The organism is Pseudomonas sp. MBLB4136 (assembly GCF_051904765.1).
Taxonomy (GTDB): Bacteria; Pseudomonadota; Gammaproteobacteria; order Pseudomonadales; family Pseudomonadaceae; genus Aquipseudomonas.
On sequence record NZ_CP196713.1, the window covers coordinates 1,620,534 to 1,635,157 of the forward strand.

Genomic DNA, 14,624 nt, shown 5'->3' on the forward strand with positions numbered 1-14,624 from the left:
TGGCGCGACTTTGACCGACGCTAAGATCACTAGGGAAACCTATACATGTCTGCATCCCTCGCATTTGTCTTTCCTGGTCAGGGCTCCCAGTCCCTGGCGATGCTGGCCGAGCATGGTGCGCAGCAGAAGCTGATCATCGACACCTTTTCCGAGGCTTCCGATGCGCTCGGCTACGACCTGTGGGCATTGACCCAGCAGGGGCCGGAAGAACAGTTGAACCAGACCGACAAGACTCAGCCGGCGATCCTCGCGGCCTCCATCGCGCTCTGGCGCCTGTGGCAGGCGCAGGGTGGGGCTCGTCCGGCATATGTCGCGGGTCACAGCCTGGGTGAGTACTCGGCGCTGGTGGCCGCCGGCAGTCTGGACTTCGCTGCCGCGGTGAAGCTGGTCGAGCATCGCGGTCAGTTGATGCAGCAGGCGGTACCCGCCGGCCAGGGCGGCATGGCTGCTATCCTGGGGCTGGAGGACGCCGATGTGCTGGCGGCCTGTGCGGAAGCCGCGCAGGGTGAGGTGGTGAGCGCGGTCAATTTCAATGCCCCGGGGCAGGTGGTCATCGCCGGTGTCGCGGCCGCCGTGACGCGTGCCGTCGAGGCCTGCAAAGCCCGTGGTGCCAAGCGCGCCATGCCGCTGCCGGTCAGTGTGCCTTCGCATTGCGCACTGATGCGCCCGGCTGCCGAGCGTTTCGCCGAAGCCGTGTCGGCGATTGCCTGGCAAACTCCGCAGATTCCGCTGGTGCAGAATGTCAGTGCGACGGCGGTGGCGGATCTCGATGCGCTCAAGCGCGATCTGCTGGCGCAACTGTATAGCCCGGTGCGCTGGGTCGAATCGATGGTATGCCTGGCCGGACAGGGCGTGACCGATCTGGTCGAGTGCGGGCCGGGCAAGGTGTTGTCAGGCCTGAACAAGCGCTGCGTCAAAGGCATCAATACCCATAATCTGGATACCCCGGACGCCTTCGCCGCCACCCGTGCGGCATTGGCCTGATTGAGGAGAGGTTTTATGAGCCTGCAAGGTAAGGTTGCCCTGGTCACTGGCGCAAGTCGCGGCATTGGCCAGGCGATTGCGCTCGAGTTGGGGCGCCAAGGTGCCGTAGTTATCGGCACGGCGACCTCGGCATCTGGTGCCGAGCGTATCGCCGAAACCCTGAAAGCCAACGGCATCGAGGGCGCAGGTCTGGTGCTGGATGTTGGCGATGACGAGTCGGTGGCGAGCACCCTGGAACATATCCAGCAGCATCTCGGTCAGCCGTTGATCCTGGTCAATAATGCCGGTATCACCCGCGATAATCTGATGCTGCGGATGAAGGATGACGAGTGGTTCGATGTCATCAACACCAACCTGAGCAGCCTGTACCGCCTGACCAAGGCCGTGCTGCGCGGCATGACCAAGGCGCGCTTCGGGCGCATCATCAATATCGGATCGGTGGTTGGCGCCATGGGCAACGCCGGGCAGGTAAACTACGCCGCCGCCAAGGCCGGATTGGAAGGTTTTGGTCGTGCGCTGGCTCGCGAAGTCGGGTCGCGGGCGATCACCGTAAATGCGGTGGCGCCGGGCTTTATCGATACCGACATGACCCGTGAACTGCCGGAAGCTCAGCGCGATGCGCTGTTGACGCAGATTCCGCTGGGCCGTCTGGGGCAGGCAGAGGAGATTGCAAAAGTAGTCGCTTTCCTCGCTTCCGATGGCGCAGCCTACGTCACAGGAGCTACTATCCCTGTGAATGGCGGTATGTACATGAGCTAAATGTGACGGATGCTTCCGGAAAACTGTCATAGACGCTGTCTAAAATCCGATTCAAAGCTGCAACTGGTTTATAGACAGATCGTTGAAGTGTTCCTGGGGGCACCCTGGCATTCAGCTTGAAATGCTAAAAACCCTTTCTATACACTTGGCCGCCGACCAGTGGCCTGGATTTGTCCCATTAGGAGTGAGAACAAGGTATGAGCACCATCGAAGAACGCGTCAAGAAAATTGTTGCCGAGCAGCTTGGCGTCAAAGAAGAGGAAGTAACCAACAGCGCTTCCTTCGTTGAAGACCTGGGTGCCGACTCTCTTGACACTGTTGAGCTGGTGATGGCTCTCGAAGAGGAATTCGAGACCGAGATCCCGGACGAAAAAGCTGAGAAGATCACCACCGTTCAGGAAGCTATCGATTACGTTACTGCCAACGCGCAGTAAGCGAATCGTCGATTCCCGACTAGGAAAAGCCGCACGCCTTCATCGGGCGTGCGGCTTTTCTTTAAGCGCAATGCGAGCGTTGTAAACCGAACAAGAGGAGATTGCTGTGTCGCGTAGACGCGTCGTGGTTACCGGTATGGGCATGGTTTCGCCGCTGGGTAACGATGTGCCGAGCAGCTGGCAGGGCATTTTGGCCGGGCGCAGTGGCATCGGCCTGATCGAGCACATGGACCTGTCCGCCTATTCCACCCGCTTCGGCGGTTCGGTGAAGGGCTTTGACGTCGAGCAGTATCTGTCGGCCAAAGAGGCTCGCAAGCTCGATCTATTCATTCAGTACGGCCTGGCGGCCAGTTTTCAGGCGATGCACGACTCAGGCCTGGAAGTGACCGATGCCAACCGCGAGCGCATCGGCGTCGCGCTCGGCTCCGGCATCGGCGGTCTTACCAACATCGAGAACAGCTGTAAGTCGCTGCATGAGCAGGGGCCCCGGCGCATTTCGCCGTTCTTCGTGCCAGGTTCGATCATCAACATGATTTCCGGCTTTCTGTCGATCCATCTGGGTCTGCAGGGGCCCAATTACGCCATTGCCACGGCATGCACCACCGGTACCCATTGCATCGGCATGGCGGCGCGCAACATCGCCTATGGCGAAGCCGACGTGATGGTGGCAGGCGGCGCGGAGATGGCGGCCTGCGGTCTGGGGATCGGCGGTTTCGCCGCGGCGCGCGCGCTGTCGACGCGCAACGACGAGCCGACCAAGGCCAGCCGCCCCTGGGACAAGGATCGTGACGGTTTCGTTCTGTCCGATGGTGCCGGCACGCTGGTGCTGGAAGAGTTGGAGCATGCCAAGGCGCGGGGCGCGACCATCTACGCCGAGCTCATCGGCTTCGGCATGAGCGGCGATGCCTTCCATATGACCTCGCCACCGGAAGACGGCGCTGGCGCGGCGCGCTGCATGGCCAACGCCCTGCGCGATGCCGGGCTTAATGGCAGTCAGGTGCAGTACATCAACGCTCATGGCACCTCGACCTCGGCGGGCGACAAGGCTGAGGTGGCGGCAATCAAGTCGGTATTCGGCGAGCACGCCCACCAGCTGGCCGTCAGCTCGACCAAGTCGATGACCGGCCACCTGCTCGGCGCAGCCGGGGCGGTGGAGGCGATCTTCAGCGTGCTGGCGCTGCGCGACCAGGTCGCACCGCCGACCATCAACCTGGATCAGCCGGACGAGGGCTGTGACCTCGACTTCGTGCCGCACCAGGCCAAGGCGATGGACATCGACGTGGTTCTTTCCAACTCCTTCGGCTTCGGTGGGACCAACGGCTCGCTGGTGTTCCGCCGGTTCGCCGGTTGATGCTGAGCTGGGTCGACGGGCACCCGGCCGAGCTGCTTTCCGTAACGGACCGCGGCCTGGCCTACGGCGATGGTTTGTTCGAAACCCTCGCCGTCAGTGGCGGCACCCCTAGGTTGCTGGATCGCCACTTGGCGCGCCTGGCTGATGGCTGCGCGCGCCTGCAGCTGCCGTTCGATGTGGTAACGCTGCGTGGGGAGCTGCTGGCCTTCAGTCGGCAGTTGGGCGAGGGTGTGGCCAAGCTGATCCTCACTCGCGGCGATGGCCTGCGCGGCTACGCGCCGCCGCAGCCGGCCTTGGCGCGGCGTATCCTGCTGGGCAGTGCGAAGCCGGACTACCCGAGGCAGCATGCCGAGTTGGGTGTACGCCTGTTCTCGTGTGCGACGCGCCTGGCCGAGCAGCCATTGCTGGCCGGCCTCAAGCACCTCAATCGCCTGGAGCAGGTGCTTGCGCGGGGCGAGTGGCAGGACGCCGAGCATGCCGAGGGCCTGATGCGGGATGGGGCCGGGCGGGTGATCGAGGGCGTGTTTAGCAACCTGTTTATTTGCAAGGGTGGCGCGCTGCTGACGCCGGATCTGTCGCGTTGTGGTGTCGCCGGGGTAATGCGTGCGGAGCTGCTGGTGCAGGCCGATGCGCTTGGCGTCCGCTGCGAGGTGCGCGATATAGCGCTTGGCGAGCTGCTGAGCGCCGATGAAGTCTTCCTCTGCAACAGCCTCTACGGAGTATGGCCGGTGCGGGCGCTGCTCGAGCGCGACTGGTCGGTAGGCCCGCTCACCCGTAAACTGCAGGCCATAGCCCGCGATCTACTGGACTGCTGATCTGTGATACGCAAGATATTGTTGCTGCTCGAGGCCGGCGTTTTGCTGGCCGGCTTGCTGGTCGTCTTTGCTGCCTGGCAGCAACACACGGCGCTGCAGCAGCCGCTGCAGCTGAGCGAGGAACGCCTGCTCGAAGTGCCTGGCGGTTCGACCCCGGGCGGCGTGCTCAATCGCCTGCAGGCCGAAGGGATGTTGAAGGATGCCTTCTGGCTACGGCTCTACTGGCGCTTCAATCTGCGCGGGCAGCCCCTGCACAGTGGCGAGTACCGTCTGACCCCCGGCCAAACGGTAAATGACCTGCTGCTGCAATGGCGCCGGGGGGACGTGGTGCAGTACAGTCTGACCCTGATCGAGGGCTGGAGCTTCCGCCAGGTACGTGCCGCCTTGGAACGTGCCGACAAGCTCCAGTCGAGTCTGGCTGGCTTGAGCGATGAGCAGTTGATGGAGCGCCTCGGGCTGCCCGGGGTCAATCCCGAGGGCCGCTTCTTTCCCGATACCTACCGCTACGTGCGCGGTACCAGTGACCTGGACCTGCTCAAGCAGGCCTACGCCCGCCTGCAGCATGTGCTGGCTGAGGAGTGGCAGGGGCGGGCCGATGGGCTGCCCTACAGTGAGCCTTACGACGCCCTGATCATGGCCTCGATGATCGAGAAGGAGACCGGCGTGCCCGAGGAGCGCGGCGCTATCGCCGGCGTGTTCGTCCGCCGCCTGCGCATTGGCATGCGCCTGCAGACCGACCCGACGGTGATCTACGGCTTGGGCGAACGCTACAACGGCAAGCTGTCGCGTGCCCATTTGCGTGAGGCCACCCCCTACAACACTTACATGATCGACGGCATGCCACCAACGCCGATAGCCCTGGTCGGGCGTGAGGCGATCCATGCGGCCTTGCACCCGGTGCCGGGCAGCAGCCTGTATTTCGTGGCCCGTGGCGACGGCAGCCACGCATTTTCCGATACGCTGGAGGCACACAATCGAGCGGTGCGTGCCTACCAGCTCAATCGACGCGCGGACTATCGCTCCAGTCCCGCTCCTGCACAGTCAAGCAATCATAAGGACGCCCCGTGAGCGGTTTGTTTATTACCCTGGAAGGTCCGGAAGGGGCAGGCAAGAGTACCAATCGCGAATACCTGGCGGCGCGTCTGGCGGAGCAGGGGATCGAAGTACTGCTGACTCGCGAGCCGGGTGGTACGCCGCTGGCCGAGCGAGTGCGCGAGCTGCTTCTGACGCCGAGCGATGAGCCGATGGCGGCAGACACCGAGCTGCTCCTGATGTTCGCCGCGCGTGCCCAGCACCTTGCCCAGGTCATTCGTCCGGCCTTGGCACGCGGTTGCGTGGTGCTCTGCGACCGCTTCACCGACGCCACCTATGCCTACCAGGGGGGCGGTCGTGGTCTGTCCGAGGCGCGGATCGCCGTGCTCGAAGACTTCGTCCAGGGGCCGCTGCGCCCGGATCTGACCCTGGTTTTCGACTTGCCGATCGAGGTCGGCTTGGCGCGTGCCGCCGCTCGGGGGCGCCTGGATCGTTTCGAGCAGGAAGGGGGCGCCTTTTTCGAGGCGGTGCGCCAGGCCTACCTGCGTCGTGCCGAATCGGCGCCGCAGCGCTACCGAATCCTCGATGCCGCGCAGCCGTTGAGCCTGGTGCAGCAAAGCCTGGATGCCCTGCTTCCGCAGATCGTGGAGCTGTGCCGTGGCTGAAGCCTATCCCTGGCAGGCTGCGTTGTGGCAGCAGCTGGCCGGTCGCACCCAGCATGCCCATGCCTACCTGCTGTTGGGCCCCGCCGGGATCGGCAAGCGCGCCCTGGCCGAGCGCTTGATGGCGCGCCTGTTGTGCCAGCAGCCCGCCGGACTGGAGGCCTGCGGCCAGTGCAAGGGCTGCCACCTGCTGACGGCCGGCAGTCATCCGGATATGTTCGAGCTGAAGCCGAGCGGGGACAAGAAAAGCGTCGGCGTGGACGATGTGCGCGAACTGATCGGCTTTGTCAACAAGACCGCGCAGCTGAGCGGGCGCAAGGTCGTGATGATTGCCGAGCCGCCTGCCGAAGACATGACCCTGGCGGCATCCAACGCCCTACTCAAGAGCCTGGAGGAGCCTTCCGGCGACACCGTGCTGCTGTTGCTCAGCCACCAGCCAAGCCGGCTGTTGCCGACCATCAAGAGCCGCTGCGTGCAGCAGGCCTGTCCGCTGCCTGATCCGGCGACCAGCCTGGCTTGGCTGGCGCGGGCGCTGCCGGAGTGCGGCGAGCAGGAGTGTCGCGAGCTGCTGGTCCTGGCTGCGGGTTCGCCATTGACTGCGCGCGCCCTGCAGCAGCAAGGGGTGCGTGAGCAGCGTGCGCTGGTGGTCGAGGGGGTGAAGAAGTTGCTCAAGCAGCAGGCTGCTGCCAGCCAGCTGGCCGAGGCCTGGAAGACCCTGCCAATGCCCATGCTGTTCGACTGGTTCTGCGACTGGGCGCAGCTTATGTTGCGCTATCAGCTGACCCGCGACGAGCAGGGCCTCGGGCTCGACGACATGCGCAAGGTGGTGCAGTACCTGGCGGAGAAGACCCCGCAAGCCAAGGTGCTGGCCATGCAGGACTGGCTGCTGCAGCAGCGCCAGAAAGTGCTGGGAAAGGGCAACCTAAACAGCGTGTTGCTTCTCGAAGCGCTGCTGGTGCAGTGGGCAAGCCTGCCCGGACCGGGCTAGAATCGGTCATTGAGTAATGAAGCTAGGAATGCCGCATGAGCTTGCCACCTAACTTGGGTCCGCGTAATGGAATCTTGTCTCTGACCATCAAGGACAAGTCCGTGCTCTATGCCGCCTACATGCCGTTCATCAAGAATGGCGGGCTGTTTATTCCGACCAACAAGAGTTACAAGCTCGGCGACGAAGTGTTCATGCTGCTCAACCTGATGGATGAGCCGGAGAAGATTCCGGTCGCCGGCAAGGTGGTCTGGATCACCCCGAAGGGCGCGCAGGGTAACCGGGCGGCCGGCGTCGGCGTGCAGTTCAACGAGGGCGACAACACCGCCCGCAACAAGATCGAGACCTACCTCGCGGGAGCGCTGAAGTCGGACCGTCCGACCCACACCATGTGACCCGCTGTCTTTCCATCCGGGCCACGGAGCCCGCGGTGCCTGTTCCGGCATCGATCTTCAAGTGATTGTTATCCATGCTGGTAGATTCCCACTGTCATCTCGACCGCCTCGATCTGGCCGCCCATGAGGGTTCGCTCGATGCGGCGCTGGCGGCTGCGCGCCGCCGTGGCGTCGGCCATTTTCTCTGCATCGGCGTGAGTGCCGACAATGCGGCGGCGGTCAAGGGCCTGGCCGAGCGTTATGTTGATGTCGACTGCTCGGTGGGCGTCCACCCGCTGGACCTGCAGCCCGGCGCGGCGCCTGCCCTAGAGTGGTTGTTAGCCGAGTTGAATCACCCGCATGTGGTCGCCATCGGCGAGACCGGGCTGGACTATCACTACGAACCGGAAGCCGCGCAGGCGCAGCAGCAGGCCTTTCGCCTGCACTTGCAGGCCGCCCAGGTCACCGGAAAGCCGGTCATCGTGCACACTCGCGAGGCCCGCGCCGACACGCTGGCGCTGTTGCGCGAGGCCGCCTTGCCGCAGGCCGGGGTGCTGCATTGCTTTACCGAGGACTGGGAGATGGCCAGGGCGGCGCTCGATCTGGGGTTCTATATCTCCCTGTCTGGCATCGTCACCTTTCGCAATGCCGAGGCACTGCGCGAGGTCGCCCGGCAGGTGCCGGCTGACCGCTTGCTGGTGGAAACCGACTCCCCCTATCTGGCGCCGGTTCCGCACCGCGGCAAGCCGAACCTGCCGGAGTATGTGCGTGACGTGGCCGAGTACCTGGCGCTGCTGCGTGGGGTAAGTTTCGAGACTCTGGCCGAGCAGACCACCGCCAATTTCAAGCGGCTGTTCCCGTTGGCACGCGTCGCCTAGCGCGGTGCCCGGGGTGTGGGGACGGAACTCGGGACAAAAAAAACCCGGGTTCTGGGGGATGAATCCGGGTTAAGACCATTAGGAGTAAATCAAGGTACGCGGTCCACGGTACCTTGCCTGGCGGGGCACTTGGGGGGAGATGCCGCGCACCAGTACTCCTTAGTATTGGCGAAGATTCCCGATCGTCCACCCTGGTTCGCCGCGTTTTTAAACAGTTTTGGAATACTCGGATAGCTGCTGAGTCCTCAACCTGCTGCAAGCCGGTGCAGCAGCTGCAGGGTTTCCTCGATTATCCGCGCTTCGCTGTAGAAGTGTGGCGACAGGCGAATGCCCCCGCCACGCTGGGCGCAGATCACCTGTTCGCCCCTGAGGTGTTCGAGCAGCGCCTGATTGTCCCAGCCAGCCAGGCTGAAGGTGACGATGCCGGCGCGCCGCGCAGGATTGCGGGGGCTGTGCAGGCTGACGCCGGGCTGTGCCTCGAGGCCATCGAGCAGCCATTGCACCCGCTCCTGCAGCGCTTTGCCCACTTCGTCCATGCCGACTTCCTCGAGCAGTGACAGGCTGGCCTCCAGGGCCGTGGCGCCAAGCAGGTTCGGGCTGCCGCATTCGAAGCGCCGGGCGCTCGTGGCGACTTGCCAGTCCTGGCGCTGGTAGTCCCCGGGATGTTCGAGCATGTGCCAACCGTACTCATGGAGTTTCAGCTGCTCGCGCAGCTCGCTGCGGCAATAGAAGGCGCCCAGGCCTTCCGGGCCGAGCAGCCATTTGTGGCCATCGGCCATGGCGAAGTCGCACTGATAGCGCCTGACGTCGAAGGGCAGGGCGCCGAGTTGTTGGATGGCATCGATACAGAACAGCACGCCACGCTGGCGGCAGCCATGGCCGAGGCGCTCCAGATCCAGGCGCAGTCCGCTGGCGTATTGCACAGCGCTGACCGACAGCAGGCGGGTGCGCGGACCGCAGGCGGCGAGCAGGGCGGTTTCCGGGTCGCCCTCGTGCAGTCCGACCTGGATCACCTCCACGCCCTGGGGCTTGAGCGCTTCCCAGACCACCCGGTTGGAGGGGAACTCCTCGCTACTGATCACGACCTGGTCGCCGCTTCTCCACTCCAAGCCGAAGGCCACGAATGACAGGGCTTCGGAGGTGTTCTTGACCAGTGCGATGTCATCTGTACTCGGCGCGTTGAGCAGCCGTGCCAGGCGTTCGCGCAGGGTGCCCTCGATCTTTAGCCAGGCCGGGTAGTCGCGCGCACCGATCTGGGCGTTCTGCTCGGCGAAGCGCTGGACCGCTGCCACGGCGCGTTGTGGCCAGGGGGCGACGGCGGCGTGGTTGAGGTAGCGCAGTTCGGCTATCTGGGGGAATTCTTCTCGAATGGCGTACATGGTCGGATGATCCGTGCAATTTGGCGCTAAACAGGCATAATAGCCGGCTTCGATTTTCGACTCCTTAGCCCCTTTATGCAGAAAGAACCCCGTAAGGTCCGTGAGTTTCGCCGCCGCGAACAGGAAATTCTCGATACCGCGCTGAAATTGTTCCTCGAGCAGGGCGAAGACAGCGTGACCGTCGAGATGATTGCCGATGCGGTCGGAATCGGCAAAGGCACCATCTACAAGCACTTCAAGTCCAAGGCGGAGATCTACCTGCGTCTGATGCTCGACTACGAGCGTGACTTGAACGAGCTGTTCCACTCTGCCGACGTCGATCGCGACAAGGAAGCGTTGTCGCGTGCCTACTTCGAGTTCCGCATGCGTGACCCTCAGCGCTACCGGTTGTTCGACCGCCTGGAGGAAAAGGTGGTCAAGGGCAATCAGGTGCCAGAGATGGTCGAGCAGCTGCACAAGATCCGGGCGTCCAACTTCGAGCGTCTGACCCTGTTGATCAAGGGGCGCATCGCCGAGGGCAAGCTGGAAGACGTGCCGCCTTACTTCCACTACTGCGCCGCCTGGGCCCTCGTGCATGGCGCGGTGGCGCTGTACCACTCGCCGTTCTGGAGCAATGTACTGGAAGATCAGGAAGGTTTCTTCCAGTTCCTCATGGATATCGGCGTGCGGATGGGTAACAAGCGCAAGCGCGATGGCGAGCAGCCGCTAGCCTGACGTTATTCGGCTGGTCAATAACGCTTGTAGTGCGGGTGTCCGCCTGGCTTGCGGCGATATACTCGACGTTATCAATCGCCGGAGTCGTTCATGATCGTTGATCGCCAAGGCAGACGCTTTCGCAACTTGCGCATCAGTCTGACCGCCGCCTGCAATTACGCCTGCACCTATTGCGTCCCGGATGGCAAGCGCCTGGTCGCCGCCCAGGATGAGCTGAGCGCCGACGCCATGGTGCGCGGCGTCGCCTACCTGATCGAGGCGGCCGGTATCGAGCGGTTGCGTATCACTGGTGGCGAGCCCCTGGTCAGCCCGAAGCTGGAGCCCTTTCTGCGCGGTATCGGTCACCTGGGGTTAGAGGACATCAGTCTGACCAGCAACGGCCAGCTGCTCTCGCGCAAGTTGCCGCTGCTGGTGGAGAGCGGTATTCGCCGCCTCAATCTGTCTCTCGATACCCTGGACGCCGGCGCCTTTCGCGCGATCGCCCGTGGCGGTGATCTGGCCACTGTGCTGGCGGGCATGGATGAGGCGCGAGCGGCCGGCTTGAAGATCAAGGTCAACATGGTGCCGCTGCGCGGGCAGAACCTCGATCAGGTCCTGCCGATGCTCGAATACTGCCTGGAGCGTGGCTTCGAGCTGCGCTTCATCGAGCTGATGCGCATGGGCCACCTGGCGCGCGACGGCAACGGCTTCCTGCAGCGGTTCGTCGGGCTGGCGGAGTTGCTGGCGATGATCGATGAGCGTCATGACTTCGTCCAGGCCGATGCGCCGGTGGATGCAACGGCCCTGCGCTACGAGATTCCCGGCCTGGGTTACTTTGGCGTTATCGCCAACGAGAGCGTGCCCTTCTGTCGGACCTGCTCGCGCCTGCGACTGTCGTCGACCGGTTGGCTGCATGGTTGCCTGTCATCGAGCAATCGCCACTACGTCGGCGATCTGTTGGACAAACCGCGCCATCAGGCGCTGCCGGCGCTGCAGCGGCTGCTGGTCAAGGCGCTCGGCGACAAGCAGGAGCTTGCCTTCTCCGGCGGTGCGACGGTGATGAAGATCATCGGCGGCTGAGTCGTGCGCTTGCTGCCTGCTTGTCCGGCGGGTAGAAGTCTGGCGACAGTTGTGGCGTGGTTTCTGCATCGCTCCGCCATCTGACGATTTTCTGTCACCCGGACGGGAGAGGTGCAATGCGATTCCTGATGCTTACGCTGGCGCTGCTGGCCTTGGCCGGCTGCATGAAGGTCAGCGACCTGGCCGATGGCGCCGAATGCCACCTGCGTGATGCCGGCATACTCGATCACGGGCGGACCGAGCGTATGGCCTCGCGTCGCTTGCAGCAGGACTCCTTTATCTATATCGCCCAAGGGCATTTCGTCCCGCCGGGTCACGGCTATCCGCGGCCTAATGTGATTGCCGAGGAGGCGTTCAGCGGCTTCGTCCAGTACTTCCCGATGGTGCGTCGTGCCCGCAATCCAGCCGGCCTCGAGGAGGCCATGGCGCAGGCGCGTACGGCGGGCGCGCACTACCTGCTCTACAGTCGTTTTGCCTATAGCGATGATCGCATCGGCACTGCGGACGAGTGGGCCGATCAGGAGGCGCTGGATCGCCTCGGCACCGACCGCAGTGTGATTCAATTGATGCTGATCGAAACCAATACGCGCTTTTTGGTGGATACTGCCCGCATTCGCAGTCGAGGGGGTTTCCTGACCTTCTACGATGCGCAACCGCAAGACCTGATCGGCCCGCCGCTGCGCGACTATGCCCGCAGCCTGCTCGGTGTCGGTCGTTGAGGAGCATTGATGAGCGATTCAGGCAAGGCCGGCGACCTGCTGGCACAGATTCCCAAGCCCGATAAGCCGGGCCTGCCGCCGGTTCATCTGTGGAATCCGGACTTCTGCGGCGACATCGACATGCGCATCGCGCGGGACGGCAGCTGGTTCTATATGGGCACGCCGATCGGCCGCAAGCCGATGGTTAGGTTGTTTTCAACCATCATCCGACGCGATGGCGATGACTATTTCCTGGTCACCCCGGTGGAGAAGGTCGGCATTCAGGTCGATGATGCGCCCTTCGTGGTGGTTACCTTGCGGGTCGAAGGGGAGGGGGAGCGGCAGTCGCTGTACTTCACCACCAATGTCGAGGATGAGGTTCTGGCCGGGGCCGAGCACCCGCTGCGGGTGGCGCTGGATGCCGCGACCCAGGAGCCTGCACCCTACCTACATATACGTGCGAACCTGGAAGCGCTGGTGCATCGCAACGTGTTCTACCAGTTGGTCGAGCTGGCGGTGCCGCGGAAGATCGAAGGCCAGGCCTGGCTGGGGGTGTGGAGTGCCGGTACGTTCTTCCCGCTCGGCCCGCAGCCGGATTAGTTGCGGGCTGTTAGCGGATAGGAAAAAAGGCTCCCGAGGGAGCCTTTTTTGCGTCTTACATGTTGGGATAGTTCGGGCCGCCAGTGCCCTCGGGCGCCACCCAGGTGATGTTCTGGGCGGGGTCCTTGATGTCGCAGGTCTTGCAGTGCACGCAGTTCTGCGCGTTGATCTGGAACTTCTTCTCGCCATCTTCCTGGGTGACGATTTCGTACACCCCGGCCGGGCAATAGCGCTGCGCCGGTTCGTCGTACAGCGGCAGGTTTTTCGCCAGCGGAATGCTCGGGTCGGTGAGCTTCAGGTGGCAGGGCTGTTCCTCTTCATGGTTGGTGTTGGAGAGAAATACCGAGCTGAGCTTGTCGAAGCTGAGTTTGCCGTCGGGCTTGGGGTAGCTGATTTTCGCGCAGTCGGCAGCCGGCTTCAGGCAGGCATGATCCGGCTTGGTGTCGTGCAGGGTGAAGGGGATCTTGCCGCCGAACAGGTTCTGGTCGACGTAGTTGAATGCGCCACCGCCCAGTACGCCGAACTTGTGGATCGCCGCGCCGAAGTTGCGGCTGCGGAACAGTTCGTCATACAGCCAGCTGGCCTTGAATGCTTCGACATAGCCGGTCAGCTGGTCTCCGCCCTCGGCGCCGGCGAACAGCGCATCGGCCACGGCGTCGGCGGCGAGCATGCCGGACTTCATGGCGGTGTGACTGCCCTTGATCTTGGCGAAGTTCAGGGTGCCGAGGTCGCAACCGATCAGTGCGCCGCCATTGAAGACCATCTTCGGCAGCGAGTTCAGGCCGCCCTTGCAGATGGCGCGGGCGCCGTAGGCCACACGCTTGCCGCCTTCCAGGTACTGGGCAATCACCGGGTGGTGCTTGTAGCGCTGGAACTCGTCGAACGGCGACAGGTGCGGGTTGCTGTAGGACAGGTCGACGATCAGGCCGACCACTACCTGGTTGTTTTCCAAGTGATAGAGGAAGGAGCCGCCGGTGTTTTCGCTGTCCACCAGCGACAGCGGCCAACCGGCGGTATGCACCACCAGGCCTTGCTCGTGCTTGGCCGGATCGATATCCCAGATCTCCTTGATGCCGATGCCATAGTGCTGGGCGTCGGCTTCGGAGTCGAGGTTGAACTTGTTGATCAGCTGCTTGCCGATATGGCCGCGGCAGCCTTCCGCGAAGAGGGTGTACTTGGCCCGCAACTCCATGCCCGGGGTGTAGTAACCCTCTTTCGGGTTGCCCTCGCGATCGACCCCCAGGTCGCCTGTGACGATGCCGCGGACCACGCCCTGCTCATCGATCAGCGCTTCCTGAGCGGCGAAGCCCGGGTAGATCTCCACGCCAAGGTTCTCGGCCTGCTGGGCCAGCCAGCGGCACAGATTGCCCAGGGAGATGATGTAGTTGCCCTGGTTGTGCATGGTCTTGGGCACGAACAGGTCTGGAATGCGGCTGGCCTTTTCGGCGTTCTTCAGCAGGTAGATATCGTCACGCTTGACCGGGGTGTTCAGCGGCGCGCCGAGTTCTTTCCAATTGGGGAACAGTTCGTTCAATGCGCGGGGCTCGAACACCGCGCCAGACAAAATGTGCGCACCGACTTCCGAGCCTTTCTCGACCACGCAGACGCTGATTTCCTTACCCGCTTCGGCGGCTTTCTGCTTCAGTCGGCAGGCGGCGGACAATCCGGCAGGGCCGGCGCCGACGATGACGACGTCGAACTCCATAAATTCGCGTTCCACAGGCTATCTCCTACTCAAAGGCTCTCTAATTTTATTTGAGGATCAGGCTCGTTCCCCGGGCCAAGCGCGGGCATTATATCTACACCCTCTGGTCGGTCCAATACAAACGTTTGTTTGAATTTTCTGTAGGACTGGTAGAATCTTACTACATCGCAGATGCCTGGCCGGCCCGTCGTATTG

16 protein-coding genes are annotated in these 14,624 nt (G+C 63.2%); 14 read left to right on the forward strand and 2 right to left on the reverse strand.

Annotation, left to right across the window (positions count from 1 at the left end):
• Positions 1-45: 45 nt before the first annotated feature.
• The 10 genes from fabD (at position 46) to ACSX1D_RS07575 (ending at position 8,274) form a co-directional block, all read left to right on the forward strand.
• The gene (fabD, locus tag ACSX1D_RS07530) at positions 46-984 is read left to right on the forward strand and encodes an ACP S-malonyltransferase (RefSeq protein WP_439861654.1); all 939 of its coding nucleotides are present in this window, start codon (positions 46-48) and stop codon (positions 982-984) included.
• Between the two features lie 15 nt (positions 985-999).
• On the forward strand, positions 1,000-1,743 hold the full coding sequence (gene fabG / locus ACSX1D_RS07535) for a 3-oxoacyl-ACP reductase FabG (protein WP_439861655.1): 744 nt from the start codon (positions 1,000-1,002) through the stop codon (positions 1,741-1,743).
• A gap of 197 nt (positions 1,744-1,940) precedes the next feature.
• Positions 1,941-2,177, forward strand: a complete 237-nt coding sequence (gene acpP, locus ACSX1D_RS07540; protein ID WP_439861656.1) for an acyl carrier protein — start codon at positions 1,941-1,943, stop codon at positions 2,175-2,177.
• Between the two features lie 106 nt (positions 2,178-2,283).
• Positions 2,284-3,528 (forward strand): beta-ketoacyl-ACP synthase II, encoded by a 1,245-nt coding sequence (gene fabF, locus ACSX1D_RS07545; protein ID WP_439861657.1) that lies wholly within the window; start codon positions 2,284-2,286, stop codon positions 3,526-3,528.
• Complete coding sequence (gene pabC, locus ACSX1D_RS07550) at positions 3,528-4,343, forward strand: aminodeoxychorismate lyase (RefSeq protein WP_439861658.1); 816 nt, start codon at positions 3,528-3,530, stop codon at positions 4,341-4,343. The genes fabF and pabC overlap by 1 nt, the downstream gene beginning before the upstream one ends.
• 3 nt (positions 4,344-4,346) lie before the next feature.
• Positions 4,347-5,411, forward strand: a complete 1,065-nt coding sequence (mltG, locus tag ACSX1D_RS07555; protein ID WP_439861659.1) for an endolytic transglycosylase MltG — start codon at positions 4,347-4,349, stop codon at positions 5,409-5,411.
• Complete coding sequence (gene tmk / locus ACSX1D_RS07560; protein WP_439861660.1) at positions 5,408-6,040, forward strand: dTMP kinase; 633 nt, start codon at positions 5,408-5,410, stop codon at positions 6,038-6,040. Before mltG ends, tmk begins: the two co-directional genes overlap by 4 nt.
• Entirely contained in the window at positions 6,033-7,025 is a 993-nt protein-coding gene (locus ACSX1D_RS07565) for a DNA polymerase III subunit delta' (RefSeq protein WP_439861661.1), read from the forward strand. Before tmk ends, ACSX1D_RS07565 begins: the two co-directional genes overlap by 8 nt.
• A 35-nt stretch (positions 7,026-7,060) precedes the next feature.
• Complete coding sequence (locus ACSX1D_RS07570) at positions 7,061-7,417, forward strand: PilZ domain-containing protein (protein WP_042556691.1); 357 nt, start codon at positions 7,061-7,063, stop codon at positions 7,415-7,417.
• A gap of 74 nt (positions 7,418-7,491) precedes the next feature.
• Positions 7,492-8,274 (forward strand): TatD family hydrolase, encoded by a 783-nt coding sequence (locus ACSX1D_RS07575; RefSeq protein WP_439861662.1) that lies wholly within the window; start codon positions 7,492-7,494, stop codon positions 8,272-8,274.
• Positions 8,275-8,519: 245 nt separating this feature from the next.
• Here ACSX1D_RS07575 and ACSX1D_RS07580 read toward each other — a convergent pair whose 3' ends face one another.
• A complete protein-coding gene (locus ACSX1D_RS07580) occupies positions 8,520-9,653 on the reverse strand; it encodes an aminotransferase class V-fold PLP-dependent enzyme (protein ID WP_439861663.1) in 1,134 nt (377 codons plus the stop codon).
• Between the two features lie 75 nt (positions 9,654-9,728).
• Here ACSX1D_RS07580 and ACSX1D_RS07585 point away from each other — a divergent pair, with 75 nt between their 5' ends.
• The 4 genes from ACSX1D_RS07585 to ACSX1D_RS07600 all read left to right on the forward strand — a co-directional run bounded on the left by ACSX1D_RS07585 (position 9,729) and on the right by ACSX1D_RS07600 (position 12,724).
• The gene (locus tag ACSX1D_RS07585; RefSeq protein WP_208709324.1) at positions 9,729-10,367 is read left to right on the forward strand and encodes a TetR/AcrR family transcriptional regulator; all 639 of its coding nucleotides are present in this window, start codon (positions 9,729-9,731) and stop codon (positions 10,365-10,367) included.
• A 90-nt stretch (positions 10,368-10,457) separates the two neighbouring features.
• Positions 10,458-11,426 carry a GTP 3',8-cyclase MoaA gene (locus ACSX1D_RS07590; RefSeq protein ID WP_439861664.1) on the forward strand — a complete coding sequence of 323 codons (969 nt, stop codon included), beginning with the start codon at positions 10,458-10,460 and terminating at the stop codon, positions 11,424-11,426.
• Between the two features lie 116 nt (positions 11,427-11,542).
• Positions 11,543-12,145: a DUF4823 domain-containing protein gene (locus ACSX1D_RS07595; RefSeq protein WP_439861665.1), complete on the forward strand. Its 603-nt coding sequence runs from the start codon at positions 11,543-11,545 to the stop codon at positions 12,143-12,145.
• A gap of 9 nt (positions 12,146-12,154) precedes the next feature.
• Positions 12,155-12,724, forward strand: a complete 570-nt coding sequence (locus ACSX1D_RS07600) for a DUF1285 domain-containing protein (protein WP_439861666.1) — start codon at positions 12,155-12,157, stop codon at positions 12,722-12,724.
• Between the two features lie 55 nt (positions 12,725-12,779).
• On the opposite strand, the gene ACSX1D_RS07605 is transcribed toward ACSX1D_RS07600, so the two are convergent.
• Positions 12,780-14,444: an electron transfer flavoprotein-ubiquinone oxidoreductase gene (locus ACSX1D_RS07605; protein WP_439861667.1), complete on the reverse strand. Its 1,665-nt coding sequence runs from the start codon at positions 14,442-14,444 to the stop codon at positions 12,780-12,782.
• Positions 14,445-14,624 lie beyond the last annotated feature (180 nt).

Excerpts from the sequence above, each read along its gene's own strand:
- ACSX1D_RS07575 (WP_439861662.1), top strand. The coding sequence starts at position 7,492 with ATGCTGGTAGATTCCCACTGTCATCTCGACCGCCTCGATCTGGCCGCC.
- ACSX1D_RS07570 (WP_042556691.1), top strand. The coding sequence starts at position 7,061 with ATGAGCTTGCCACCTAACTTGGGTCCGCGTAATGGAATCTTGTCTCTG.
- pabC (WP_439861658.1), top strand. The coding sequence starts at position 3,528 with ATGCTGAGCTGGGTCGACGGGCACCCGGCCGAGCTGCTTTCCGTAACG.
- fabG (WP_439861655.1), top strand. The coding sequence starts at position 1,000 with ATGAGCCTGCAAGGTAAGGTTGCCCTGGTCACTGGCGCAAGTCGCGGC.
- ACSX1D_RS07600 (WP_439861666.1), top strand. The coding sequence starts at position 12,155 with ATGAGCGATTCAGGCAAGGCCGGCGACCTGCTGGCACAGATTCCCAAG.
- fabD (WP_439861654.1), top strand. The coding sequence starts at position 46 with ATGTCTGCATCCCTCGCATTTGTCTTTCCTGGTCAGGGCTCCCAGTCC.
- ACSX1D_RS07590 (WP_439861664.1), top strand. The coding sequence starts at position 10,458 with ATGATCGTTGATCGCCAAGGCAGACGCTTTCGCAACTTGCGCATCAGT.
- ACSX1D_RS07595 (WP_439861665.1), top strand. The coding sequence starts at position 11,543 with ATGCGATTCCTGATGCTTACGCTGGCGCTGCTGGCCTTGGCCGGCTGC.
- acpP (WP_439861656.1), top strand. The coding sequence starts at position 1,941 with ATGAGCACCATCGAAGAACGCGTCAAGAAAATTGTTGCCGAGCAGCTT.
- ACSX1D_RS07585 (WP_208709324.1), top strand. The coding sequence starts at position 9,729 with ATGCAGAAAGAACCCCGTAAGGTCCGTGAGTTTCGCCGCCGCGAACAG.
- ACSX1D_RS07580 (WP_439861663.1), bottom strand. The coding sequence starts at position 9,653 with ATGTACGCCATTCGAGAAGAATTCCCCCAGATAGCCGAACTGCGCTAC.